8 protein-coding genes are annotated in these 12,727 nt (G+C 63.9%); 3 read left to right on the plus strand and 5 right to left on the minus strand.

What is annotated here, in order from left to right; all coding sequences use genetic code 11:
- Nucleotides 1-10: 10 nt before the first annotated feature.
- Nucleotides 11-856, minus strand: a complete 846-nt coding sequence (gene folP / locus AC1D1L_RS07870) for a dihydropteroate synthase (protein WP_477340254.1) — start codon at nucleotides 854-856, stop codon at nucleotides 11-13.
- A 121-nt stretch (nucleotides 857-977) separates the two neighbouring features.
- Between folP and AC1D1L_RS07875 the strand changes: the two genes are divergently transcribed.
- Entirely contained in the window at nucleotides 978-1,595 is a 618-nt protein-coding gene (locus AC1D1L_RS07875; protein ID WP_477340256.1) for a DUF922 domain-containing Zn-dependent protease, read from the plus strand.
- Nucleotides 1,596-1,812: 217 nt separating this feature from the next.
- Nucleotides 1,813-3,297 carry an MDR family MFS transporter gene (locus AC1D1L_RS07880; RefSeq protein ID WP_477340258.1) on the plus strand — a complete coding sequence of 495 codons (1,485 nt, stop codon included), beginning with the start codon at nucleotides 1,813-1,815 and terminating at the stop codon, nucleotides 3,295-3,297.
- Between the two features lie 21 nt (nucleotides 3,298-3,318).
- Here the strand turns inward: AC1D1L_RS07880 and AC1D1L_RS07885 are convergent, their stop codons facing one another.
- From AC1D1L_RS07885 to AC1D1L_RS07895, 3 genes are all read right to left on the minus strand, one after another.
- Nucleotides 3,319-4,350, minus strand: coding sequence for an NAD(P)/FAD-dependent oxidoreductase (locus AC1D1L_RS07885; protein ID WP_477340260.1), 1,032 nt, complete (start codon nucleotides 4,348-4,350; stop codon nucleotides 3,319-3,321).
- A 104-nt stretch (nucleotides 4,351-4,454) separates the two neighbouring features.
- Nucleotides 4,455-4,775: a 2Fe-2S iron-sulfur cluster-binding protein gene (locus AC1D1L_RS07890; protein ID WP_023707481.1), complete on the minus strand. Its 321-nt coding sequence runs from the start codon at nucleotides 4,773-4,775 to the stop codon at nucleotides 4,455-4,457.
- A 157-nt stretch (nucleotides 4,776-4,932) separates the two neighbouring features.
- Entirely contained in the window at nucleotides 4,933-5,271 is a 339-nt protein-coding gene (locus AC1D1L_RS07895) for an Hpt domain-containing protein (protein WP_436261979.1), read from the minus strand.
- Nucleotides 5,272-5,586: 315 nt separating this feature from the next.
- Between AC1D1L_RS07895 and AC1D1L_RS07900 the strand changes: the two genes are divergently transcribed.
- Nucleotides 5,587-11,649: an apolipoprotein A-IV repeat region-like domain-containing protein gene (locus AC1D1L_RS07900; protein ID WP_477340262.1), complete on the plus strand. Its 6,063-nt coding sequence runs from the start codon at nucleotides 5,587-5,589 to the stop codon at nucleotides 11,647-11,649.
- Between the two features lie 407 nt (nucleotides 11,650-12,056).
- Here AC1D1L_RS07900 and AC1D1L_RS07905 read toward each other — a convergent pair whose 3' ends face one another.
- Nucleotides 12,057-12,698 carry an ABC-type transport auxiliary lipoprotein family protein gene (locus AC1D1L_RS07905; protein WP_477340264.1) on the minus strand — a complete coding sequence of 214 codons (642 nt, stop codon included), beginning with the start codon at nucleotides 12,696-12,698 and terminating at the stop codon, nucleotides 12,057-12,059.
- Nucleotides 12,699-12,727 lie beyond the last annotated feature (29 nt).

The following is a 12,727-nucleotide window of genomic DNA, read 5'->3' on the forward strand; positions in this document are numbered from 1 at the left end:
GTTCCTGGGCTCAGTGTCCCGGCTTTTCACGCGCCAGCATAGCATCCGCCATGGCCAGCGCGTCCACGTTGATTGCGACATCGTGGACGCGAAACAGATCGGCGCCCTTCAGCCTGAGGATGACGCTGGTGGCCGCCGTGCCGGCGCCGCGCGCGGCGGCGTCGCGGCCGGTGACGATGCCGATGAAGCGCTTTCTGGACGTGCCGGCCATCAGGGGAAAGCCCAGCGCCTTCAGTTCGGAAAACCGCGCCATCAGGTCGAGGTTTTCCTCCGCCGTCTCCTTGGCGAAGCCGAAGCCGGCATCGAGCACGATATGGTCATCCTGGACGCCATTGCGCTTGGCGATTTCCAGCGATGCCTTGAGGAAGGAAAACTGGTCGTCGATGACGTCGGGCAGTTTTTGCCGCTCGCGCCCGGTGTGCATGATGACCAGGCCGGCGCCGGTGTCGGCGGCGACGCGGGCAATGGCGGGTTCACGCTGCAGGCCCCAGACATCGTTGACGATATGCGCGCCGGCGGCGACGGCCAGGCGCGCGGTTTCCTCGCGATAGGTGTCGACCGAAATCAGGGCTTCACCGGCGCCGGCGAGCGCGGCGATCACCGGCAGGATGCGGGCCTGCTCTTCCTCAGGGGTGACGGGAGAGGCGCCCGGGCGCGTGGATTCCCCGCCGATGTCGATGACGGCGGCGCCCTCTTCGACCATGCGGCGCGCCTGCGCCACCGCCTGGTCCGGTCCGATGAACTGCCCGCCATCGGAAAAACTGTCCGGCGTGACGTTCAGAATGCCGACCACCATGGCCTTCTCGCCAAGGTCGAGATGGCGCCCATGCGCCAGTTGCCATCGCCTTGTCGTCATTGTCCTTCAACCATGTGGCTCATCGAGCACTTGCAATCCATCAACGATGCGTGATCGGTGGAAGATCAATTCCGTTGCGCCGGCAACGGCCGTAAAGCAAGGTGAGTGAAGAGGCAACATAATGAAGCGACCCCTGCTCTGCGCCCTGATGCTGGCTTTGACCGTTTTGCCGGCGAGCGCGGCCAATCTGGTGAAGACCTACAGCTATTTTGGCATCGGCGGCAGCACGCTCGATGCCATCGAGACGCAATTGTCGACACATGGACCCGAGGTGAAAAGCACCGGGATGCGGCATCCGGGCGCCACCCAGATGGCCTTCACCACCCGCATCAGCTACGCGCAAACCGCCGATACCTGCCGCATCGCCAAGGCCGCCGTCACCGTCAAGGTTAAGGTCATCCTTCCGCAGTGGCGCCGGCCGCGCAAGGCCGACGCCGATGTCAGGCTGTTCTGGGACACGCTGTCGGCCGACATCAAGCGCCATGAGGAGCGCCATGTCGAGATCGCCAAGAACCACGGCCGTCTCCTTGAGGACGCGCTGAACGCCAGCTACCCGCAAAAGACCTGCGCCGAGGCCAAGGCCAAGGCGGCTGAGATCACCGCAGCCGAACTCGCCAGGCACGACCAGGACCAGCTGCGCTTCGACCGCGTCGAGGGCGTCAACTTCGAAAGCCGCATCCTGCGGCTGCTGCGCTACCGCATACAGCGCGTCGAGAACGGCCAGCTTCCACCCGGCTGAACCACGGGACCGATACCAAGCCAATCCTGCCCAAACATGAGGCCAGCCCCAGAAAATTTTCGGGCAAAGGTCGAAATCGGCCTATACGGGACGACATATGTCAGGCTCGCACGGCGCGAGCTTCGAAACGCGAGATCAAGACCAATTGAGGCGGCGTATAGCGGAGCGGCCATTTGGCGCCGCGCAATCGCTCGCCAAGCGTTGTGGACGAACTGATATGGACCAGGCTGTCGACAGGCCGGTGATGGCGACGCCCGCCGCGCCGCTGACGGAGAGCGAAAAGAACGTCATCATCGCCGGCATCTTGCTGTCGATGCTCCTGGCGGCACTCGACCAGACCATTGTCGCGCCGGCCATGCCGACCATCGGCCGTTCGCTCGGCCACGCCGACTATCTGCCGTGGATCGTGACCGGTTATCTCCTGACGGCGACCGCCATGGCGCCGCTCTACGGCAAGATCTCCGACGTTTACGGCCGCCGGCCGACCGTCTATGCGGCGATCCTGATCTTCCTCGCGGGATCGCTGGTCAGCGCCATGGCGCCCAACATGTTCGTGCTGGTCATCGGCCGGGCGATCCAGGGTGCGGGCGGTGGCGGCCTGTTCGCCCTGGCGCAGATCGTCATCGGTGATCTGGTGCCGCCACGCGAAAGGGCGCGTTATGCCGCCTGGATTTCGGGCACATGGGCTGTCGCCAGCATCGCCGGACCGTTGCTGGGCGGCGGTTTTGCCGAACATCTGCACTGGTCGCTGATCTTCTGGATCAACATCCCGCTTGGCCTGGTGGCCATGGCGATCATCAACAAGCCGCTGCGCAAACTGCCGGTTACCGCAAAGCGGCATCGCATCGACGCCCTGGGAGCACTGCTTCTGGTGGTGGCGACGGCACTGCTGCTTTTGGCGCTCAACTGGGGCGGCAGCGCCTATCCATGGGCCTCGCGTGAAATCCTCGGCCTGCTCGCCTGTTCGGCGGTCTTCTGGGGCGCGTTTGCACTGCGGCTGATGCGGGCGGCCGAGCCGCTGATTTCGCTTGAAGTGCTGAGCAATCCGATCGTGCTTGCCGGTACGGCGTCGATGTTCCTGCTGCAGGCCGCCAATATCGGCCTGTCCGTGTACCTGCCGGTCTATCTGCAGTCGATCATCGGCCTGTCGGTCAGCCAGTCAGGCCTTGCCATGCTCGGCCTGCTGCTCGGCACGGTCGCCGGCGCGACGTTCAGCGGCCGCACGATACCGCGCTTCTTCCACTACAAGCGCATCGCCATGGTCGGCGTTCTCTTCGCCATTGTCTGCCTTGGCGTGCTCAGCCTGGTCGCCGGCCACGCCTCGCTGCTGGTGGTCGAGCTGCTGACGATCTGCATTGGGCTTGGAAGCGGCACCACTTTCCCGGTCGCCACCGTGTCGGTGCAGAACGCCGTCGACCGCGCGCATCTCGGCGTCGCCACCGGCGTGCTGACCTTCCTGCGCTCGCTGGGTAGCGCACTCGGCGTCGCCATGCTCGGCGCCGTCGCGCTCGGCTATGGCCTGCCGCTTGCCGGCGAAGGCGTGCCGGCTGCCGGACAGACCGTCTCGGCGACGCCCTTTATGATGATCTTTCTTGCGGCGGCCATCACGCTGGTGCTGGCTCTGATCACGCTGGCGCTGATGCCGGAGAAGTCGTTGCGCGGCCGCGACGAGGCCGAGGCGCCAGTCGTCCTGGTGGAGTGATCCGGCAAAAGCCCTGAACGCCTATTCCACGACTCCGAGCTTTTTCTGCAGGCTGGTCGACGACGTCGTGTACTGGAAGACGATACGCTCGCCAGGGCTGATGATGCGCTTGGCCGCCTGCGCCATAAGCGCCACCTCGTGAAAACCCGACAGGATCAGCTTGAGCTTGCCGGGGTACCAGTTGATGTCGCCGACGGCGAAGATGCCGGGCACCGAGGACTGGAACTTTTCCGTGTCGACCGGAATGAGGTTCTCGTGAAGGTTCAGCCCCCATTCGGCGATTGGGCCGAGCTTCATGGTCAGGCCGAAGAACGGCAGCATGCGCGTGCACGGCACCTCGATGTCGCCGTCAGGGCCGCCCTTGATGGTCGCGGACGCCAGTTGGCCGTCGGCGCCGTTCAGACCGCTCACCTGGCCGACGCGGAACTCCAGCTGTTTCATCTCCTGCATGGCGTACATCTTGTTGACGCTGTCGGGTGCGGCGCGGAATTCCGGCCTGCGATGAACCAGTGTCACGCTTCTTGCCACCGGCTGCAGGTTCAGCGTCCAGTCGAGCGCGGAATCGCCACCGCCGACGATGACGAGGTCGTGGCCGCGGAACTCCTCCATGCGGCGCACCGAATAGAAGACGCTTTTGCCCTCATAGGCTTCGATGCCGGGAATGGGTGGCCGCTTGGGCTGGAACGAGCCGCCACCGGCGGCGATCACCACCACCTTGGCCTCGAACACCTCGTTCTCGTCGGTGGTGACCCGAAAGGAGCCATCCTCTAGCTTTTGCAGGCTGGAGACCATGCGGTTATAGGTGAAGTCAGGCTTGAACGGATGGATCTGCTCGATCAGCCTGTCGACCAGCCCTTGCGCCGAGATCAAGGGCCAGCCCGGAATGTCGTAGATCGGCTTTTCCGGATAGAGTTCGGCGCACTGGCCACCGGGCCGGTCGAGGATGTCGATCAGATGGCACTTCATGTCGAGGAGGCCGAGTTCGAACACGGCGAACAGGCCGACCGGCCCTGCCCCGACAATGAGTGCGTCCGTCTTGATTACATCGGTCATGCCAGGCGAGCCTCATTGCCAAAACTGGGCCAAACTGGGCGCGAGACTGCATGAGCATTGGCTTGCTGCCAAGCGTCGGCGGTAAAAATCCGAAAGAAGTTGGTTCAGCCCTGGCGGGCGGGCACGCGCACGACGAGGCCGTCAAGGGCGTCGCGCACCTTGATCTGGCAGGACAGGCGCGAGTTCGGCTGGACGTCATAGGCGAAGTCCAGCATGTCCTCTTCCATCGCCTCCGGCTCGCCGACCTCGGCCGTCCAGGCTTCGTCGACATAGACATGGCAGGTTGCGCAGGCGCAGGCGCCGCCGCATTCGGCCTCGATGCCCGGCACCGCATTGCGGATCGCATTCTCCATGACGGTCGAGCCGTTTTCGGCCTCGACATCGAAAGGAGTGCCGTCATGGGCGATGAAGGTCAGCTTGGTCATTTGTCACCTGAAGGGAGTCTCAGCCGAGATAATCACTCCGCCAGACAAGTCAACTGCGGCGCGAAAGCGCCGCTTTGTGACGTTTTTTCGGAAAGCTGGCTAAAGCGCGCCCTGGCCCGGCCGATTCATGCCGGTGGCCGCCGACGAGCGGCAGCCATTACCGGCTGATGGCGGCGATGAAATCGCGCACTTCCTCGATCAGGACGCCGAGGCGCTTGAGACTGCGTGTATCTTCCGGCTGCTGTTCGATTGATGAGGCGCAGTCGGCGATGGCAAATGCGCCGACGCCGCGCGCCGAACCTTTCAGCCCATGCGCCAGAAGCAGCCTCTCCCTGACATCGGCATCGATGATCTTGTCGCGAACAGAAAGCGCCTGCTGTACGAACAGTGCCAACACCTCCTGCTCGAGGGCGCGATCGCCCATTGTCTGGCGGGCCAGATGGGCCAGATCCACCGGCCGCGAACGGGCTGGACCCGACGCATCGCCACCCGGCATTGAGAAGGCAATGCCGCTTTCACCGCGTACCAATTTGAAACTCCTTTGTCCCGCTCGCAAAAAAACTTAGGCGATTTCCGTCGCCAACGCGTTAATGAATGGGCTGGAAAATTGTTGCCGCAGAGGCGACGAAATCACGTTCACGTTAACCTTATATTTAAAGTTTTACGTATCTCGCGGAATGCAGGTTTTCTTTACCCCTGTGTGTCATTACGATACGAGGGTCCATTTTCAGCCTCCTGCGTGGGATAAGACAAGCCAGAATCAGGCCAAAATCATAAAGTCCCTCGGCAGCTAGTACAGGGTAGCGAAGGCATGGCGAAGAAACCAACGACGACCAGAACTCTCGACAACGACGTAGCCAGGGAACTCGAAAAGGCACTAGACCTCGACCTTAGCGGAGACGGCAGCGGCGATCTCGATATTGCGGCGTCGATGGAAGATCTGGAAGCGCAGATTTCGCAGGCCGCGGACGAACTGGCGCGCGAAGGCCGTACCCAGAAACCCGCCCCCGCTCAAAGCGCACCCATCCAACAGAATCAAAGCGCGACGCCGGCTGCCAAGCCCGCCGAGTTGCGCCCGGTTGAATCGCGCAACAGCGCGCAGCCGGCCGGCTTCAAGCCGGCAAACGATGACCGCCAGAAAGATTACAAGACGCTGCTGCACAGCCTCAACCGGCGTGCGTCGAGCACAATCTATTGGGTCGTGGCGTTCGTGTCGCTGGCCTGGATTGCCGGCGCCGGAGGTCTTGCCAATCTGCTGTTTGGCCCCAGCATCTGGAAAATTCGTACATTCGACCAACTCCTGGCCCGCCCCGAACTGATCGGCCTCGCAATCGCGGCAATCATACCGGTTGTCCTGTTTTGGGCTTTCGCGGCAATGATCCGCCGCGCGCAGGAAATGCGCATCGCCGCCCAGTCAATGACGGAAGTGGCTTTCCGCCTAGCGGAGCCGGAAAACCTCGCCCAGGACCGCGTCATGATGATCGGCCAGGCCGTTCGCCGCGAAGTGGCGGCGATGGGCGAAGGCATCGAGCGCACGCTGGCGCGCGCCGTCGAACTGGAAACGCTGGTTCACAGCGAGGTCAACCAGATCGAACGCTCCTATTCGGAGAATGAATCCCGTATCCGCTCGCTTGTCGACGGGCTGGGCAGCGAACGCGAAGCCGTCGTCACCCATGCCGAGCGCGTGCGCGCTTCGATCACCGGTGCGCATGAGACGCTGAAGGACGAAATCGGCGCTGCCAGCGACATCATTCGCGACTCCATCCTCAACGCGTCGACCAAGCTGTCGATGACGATCACGAATTCCGGCGACACGCTGATCGACCGCATCAACGAAAGCTCGATGTCGATCTTCGATCAGGTGGAAGGCCGGCTCGACACGATCACCGATAGGCTGTCGACCTCAGGCGAAGCCTTCGCTTCGCTGCTCGACACCCGCATCGCCAAGCTGACCGACACCACCGACGGCTTGACCCGGTCGCTGACCGACCTGCTCGACGACCGCACCACCGGCATGGTGTCGCTGCTTGGGGGTGCTGCGCGCACCTTGAACTCTGAATTCGAATCCAGCCTCAACGGCATCGAGCGCACGCTGGCCGAGCGCGGCCAGGCGCTGATCAGCGAATTCCAGACCCGCGCAGAAGCGCTCGACACGGGCACGCAGAAGCTCAACGCCGCGCTCGAAGCGCGTGCCCGCCAGATCAACGAGACGCTGGTCGAGCGCGCCCGCGAGATCGCCCACACCTTTGCCGAGAGCAAGGATCATTTGTCGGCGATGATCGATCAGGGCAAGACCCAGATCGGCGCTGATATGGCCGACATCGTCTCGTCGACCTCGTCGATGCTCGAAGCCCGCGCCAGCGACTTCGCCGGCCGCATGGAAGCGGCCCGCCACGTCGTGTCGCGCTCCTTCGACACCGACATCCAGCGCCTCGCCGACGCCCGCGTCGGCATCGAGGAAGCGGTCGAAAACCACAGCCGCAAGCTGTCCGAAAGCCGCGAGCGCATGGCAGCGGCCATGGAGGCGGATTTAGCGAAATTCGCCGAGGGCCGCGCCGGCATCGACGCAGCCGTCACCAACCAGGTGCAGAAGCTGGCCGAAGGCCGCAACCTGATTTCGCGCGCTTTGGAAGAGGATCTGCGCAAGGTCAACGAGTCGCGCGCCGCCATCGACGCGTCGGTCGGCAGCCATCTCGAGCGCCTCGAAGAAGGCCGCAACCGGCTTAATCAGGCCTTGCATGAGGACTCCGGAAAGCTCGTGCAAGCCCGTACGATCATTGATGAAATGGTCGCCGGACATGTCGGGAAACTGGCCGAAGGCCGCAACATTCTGTCGCGCGCCCTGGAAGCCGACCTTGGCAAGCTGGCCGACAGCCGCACCTCGATTGACGGGCTGGTCGCCGGCCAGGTCGAAAAGATCGCCGAAGGCCGCGCCGTGCTCACCAAGGCGCTCGAAAACGACATTATCGGCATCAAGGGCGTGATCGAGAACCACTCGGCCAAACTGGCCGAGGACCGGACCGAACTCAGCAAGGCGCTGGAGAACGACCTGTCCAGCATCAGGGGCCTGCTCTCCGACCATTCGAACCGGCTCGCCGACGATCGTGGCCTCTTGTCCCAAACGCTCGAGGCCGACCTTGCCAAGTTGGCGGAAAGCCGGTCGAGCATCGACGGGCTGGTCGCCGGCCAGGTCGAGAAGCTGGCCGAAGGCCGTGACATTCTCAAGCGCGCGCTCGAAGCCGACATCAATACCATCAAGGGTGCCATCGCGGGTCATTCCGACAGGGTGGCGGAAGAGCGCAGCCAGCTTTCGAAGGCACTGGAAGCCGATCTGCAGAATGTGAACAGCCTAATCGCCGACCACACGAGCCGGCTTGTCCAGGATCGTTCGACACTATCCCAGGCGCTTCAGGACGATCTGCACAATGTGAGCGGCATCATGGCCGATCATCAAAACAGGCTCGTCCAGGACCGTTCGGCCCTCTCAAAGGCATTGGAAGACGACATCGCCAAGCTGGCGGAGAGCCGCTCCAGCATCGATGGGCTGGTCGCCGGACAGGTCGAGAAGCTCGCCGAGGGCCGCGACATCCTCAAGCGGGCGCTCGAAGCCGATCTCAACACGATCAGGAGCGCCATTGTCGACCAGTCGCAGAAGCTGACTGAAAACCGTGGAGAATTCGCACGGGTGCTGGAAGCCGATCTGGAAAATGTCAACAGCCTGCTCCAGGACCACAGCGACAAGCTCGCCCAAGATCGCGCGACGCTGTCGAAGGCTCTTGAGGACGACCTCGCCAAGCTGGCCGAGAGCCGGTCGAGCATCGACGGACTGGTCGCCGGCCAGGTCGAGAAGCTGGCCGAAGGCCGCGACATTCTCAAGCGCGCGCTGGAAGCGGACCTGCAGAAGCTGTCGGCAAGCCGCGGCGAGGTCGACGACATCATCGCCGGCCATGTTGGCAAGCTGGCCGAAGGCCGCAACATGCTGACCCAGGCGCTGGAAGACGATCTGGCAAAGCTCGCCGACACCCGCAAGGATGTCGACCGCTCGCTGTCGGGCCATATCGACCAGATTGCTGCCAGAAGCACCGACATTTCCGCGGCTATCGCAGCCGATGTCGAGAAGATCGAGCAGGCCTTCAGCAAGCAGACCGGCATCATCGAGGAGCGCGCCGGAACCATGGAGCGCGCGCTGTCGGTGGGTGTCGACAATGTCCGCAACGTACTCGAAAAGAGCGCCGTCTTTGTTGCCGGCGCACTGCGCGAGAAGGTGATGGAGGTCACCAGCGCCCTGCACGAACAGGCGGGTGCTGCCTTCAGCGATGCCGACCGCAAGATCGCCGAGCGTGCCGAGCAGACTTCGGCCGCCCTGCTTGCCCGGGCAGAAGACATCGCTCGCACCTTCGAGGACGCCGATCGCCGACTGCACGCACGCGCCGAAGACACAACGAGCGCGCTGCTTGCCCGGCATGACGAGACGTCAAACTCGCTGCTCGCGCGCGCCGAGGAAACGGCCGAACGGCTGGCTGCCCGCGCCGGCGAAATCGCGGGGACGTTTGATGCCGCCGACCAGAAGCTTGTCGCCCGTGCGGTCGAGACGGCGCAGTCGCTCGCCGACCGCGCCGGCGACATCCTGCGTAACTTCGAGGGTGCGGACCAGCGGCTGAGCATGCGCATCGGCGAATCCGCCGAAGCGTTGGCCGCCCGCGCCTCCGACCTCGGCCGCATCTTCGATGCCGCCGACCAGCAGCTGATCTCGCGCATTGCCGAGGGTTCAGACGCGTTGTCGGCCCGCGCCACCGAGATCAGCCGCATCTTCGACGAGGCCGATCACCGCCTGGTGTCGCGCATCGCCGACTCCACGTCGACGATCGGCGAACATGCCGACAACATCGTCGGTGCCTTCGCCAGCACCGAGCAGCGGGTTGCCGAACGCGCACGCCATACCGGCGAGGAACTTGCCGTCCACGCCCGCGAAATGGAGCAGGCTCTGGCCGGTGCCGACGAGCGGCTGGCCGCGAGTGTTGCCGCCGCAACCACCCGCGTCGAGGAACAGGTCGCGAATGTCGAAAACCGCCTCGCCTTTACCACCGAGACGATGGGCCAGAAGCTCAACGAGCAGGTGTCGAGCGCCGAAGCTCAACTGATCTCGCGCGCCAACACGATTGCGGAGACCTTCACCGCTGTTGGCCAGCATATCGGCCAGAGCACCAACGACGCGGCCAAGACCATCGGCACAAACACCCGCGAGCTCAACACGATGCTGGCGGCACGTTCGGCCGAACTGTCGAAGATCCTCGACGAAACCGCACGGCCGCTGGTCGAGCGCTTCGCCCAGGGCGGCTCGGAACTGCAAAAGAGCATGGAAGAGGTCACCGAACGCGCGACCGAGAAGCTGCGCAGCGAGAACGCCGCCCTCGTCAATGCGCTCGCCAGCCGCACGGCCGAAACGCTGTCGGCCGTCGAAGGCGCGCGCTCGTCGCTCGCCGACAGTGTCGCCGATCTCATCGGCCGCATGAGCGTCTCCAGCTCGCAGCTCGGTGAGCTGATCGAGCAGGCGGCAGTCAATCTCGGCCAGGTCGACGAACGTCTCAGCGGCAGCACGCAAAGCTTCGCCGCGACCACCGAAAAGGCGGCGCAGACCTTCGCCAGCTCGGCCCGCCTGGTCGATTCGAACACGACGCGGCTTACCGAACTGTCGTCCTCGACGCTGCGCGAGGTCGCATCGATCGCCACCAAGTTCGACGAACACAGCCGTCTGCTGTCGTCGGCCTCCGACCTGCTGAGCTCGGCGCAGAGCAATCTGGAACACACGCTTGAGAGGCAGTCGTCACTGGAAGATCTCGCCGTCGGCCTGGTCAAGAAGTCGGAAGACCTCGAGAAGGTGATGCGTTCCTTCGAGAGCCTTGTCGGTCAAACGATGCAGAATGCCGAAGGCAGGACGCTGGCATCGGCCGACAAGATCCGCATTGCCATTGCGGAAGTGGTCGATTCGGCAACCAACCGGTTCGCCGATGCGACCGAGGAGATGCGGCGCACCGCAAGCTCGATCAAGAGCGAGCTCGACCTCACACGCGCCGAGCTCAAGAAGGGCGTCATCGAGATGCCGGAAGAGGCCAAGGAATCGACTTCGGCGATCCGCCGTGCCGTTTCCGAGCAGATCAACGCGCTCAAGGAACTTTCGGATATCGTTGCGAAATCGGGCCGCGGTGGTGGCGACAATTCCGAGCCCCGCGCCCTGCGCCCGGCTCCCCAGGCGCCAGTACAACGCCCGGCCGAGCCGGTGCGCCGTCCGCCGCCGGCACCGCAGGCCGAACGCCCGGCTCCGCAGGCACCGCTTGGCGGCCTGCGCGGCACGCTCGATATCGAACGTCCTGCCGAAGCACCGCGCCAGCGCGACGCCAGTGCCCGCACGCCACAAGGTGGTTGGGTGCGCGACCTGCTGACCGGCGCATCGCGTGAGGAGGAAGTCGCCGCCAAGCCGGCAGCGCCCGCGGAAGCACCGCGCGCGGCTCCCGCCCAGCGCTCGCCGCTGCATGTCATGGAGTCGCTCAACTCGCTGTCGGTCGATATTGCGCGGGCGATCGACCATGACGCCTCGATCGAGCTGTGGAACCGCTACCGGCGCGGCGAGCGTGACGTGTTCACGCGCCGTCTCTACACGCTCAAGGGCCAGCAGACCTTCGATGAAATCCGCCGCAAGTATCAGGGCGAAGCGGAGTTCCGCGCTGCCGTCGACCGCTATTGCGACGATTTCGAAAAGCTGCTCAAGGACGTTTCGCGCAACGACCGCGACAACATCATGGCGCAGACCTACCTGACGTCGGACACTGGCAAGGTCTACACCATGCTGGCCCACGCCAGCGGCCGGTTGCACTGATTGGTGCGACGATCAACTTAACCAAGGCGGGCCACGGCCCGCCTTTTTCGTTCAGGCCCAGGTTCGTGTCACTGCAGGAAAAGATCACAATCTGTCGGCGCTGCCCCTCATCCGCCTGCCAGCACCTTCTCCCCGTATAGTGACGGGGAGAAGGAGGTGGCCGCGACCATGCCGCTACTTCTTGCAACGTTGAAAGTTGGCGAAGGCGGCCATGATGGCGTCTTTCTCCCCGTCACTATACGGGGGGTTGAGGAATGGTCCGCGATGCGGACGAAAAGCCAACTGCTTGGCTTTTCGAATGACGACCGTCCGGCAGGGCAATGAGGGGCAGCGCAGACCGACGATCTTTAAGTCGATGCTTTGTCTAAGCTGATTGCGCGCACGATCGCTTTGAAGCCTAGGCTGGCTCAGATCACGGAATCCGTCCAGCGCACGATATCCTTCGCCGCCTCGCCGAAGGCGTTGTCGAGCGCGCTGACATAGGCTGGGTTGCCGCTGCCCGAGACCGGAGCGGATGCAGTGAAGCTTTTTGAGGCGCGCACCTCGCCGTTGCGGTCGTTCAGGATGCGCACGAAGAGGTTGACCTCGGCATGCTCGCCGCCATTGACGCGGACTTCGAAGGAGCGGATCTCGACCATCACCTGATAGTCGATCGCCAGCCCCTCGCCCGGCTTGCCGACGCCGGCAAAGCTGCCGGAGCGCTGGAAGGTTTCGGCGAGCCTTGCCTGCACGATCAGCGGCAGCCGGTCGGCCCATTGCGCGCCCTTCAGATACTGGATCGAGCGGTCGGACGGCTTGATGACGATGTTCTGGCTGTCCAGCGCCTTGAGCGCGGATGGCTGGGCGATCAGGATCTGGCGGCGGCTGTGGCCATGCGCGTCGATTGAGGGTGCGGACAGCTCGAACGTATCGAGCGGCGCCGGCTTGCCTCCCAATGCCGCGCAACCAGCAAGGGTCAAGCCAAGCAACACGACAGCAGATCTATACCCACCCAAGCTGAACGTCACGCGCGATCCCCGTTGTCCCCGGACCGTAAGACCAACCCGCATTCGCGGTTCAACTTCTTGCGGTGGGCGGG

It is taken from the genome of Mesorhizobium sp. P2_D6 (genome assembly GCF_056404315.1).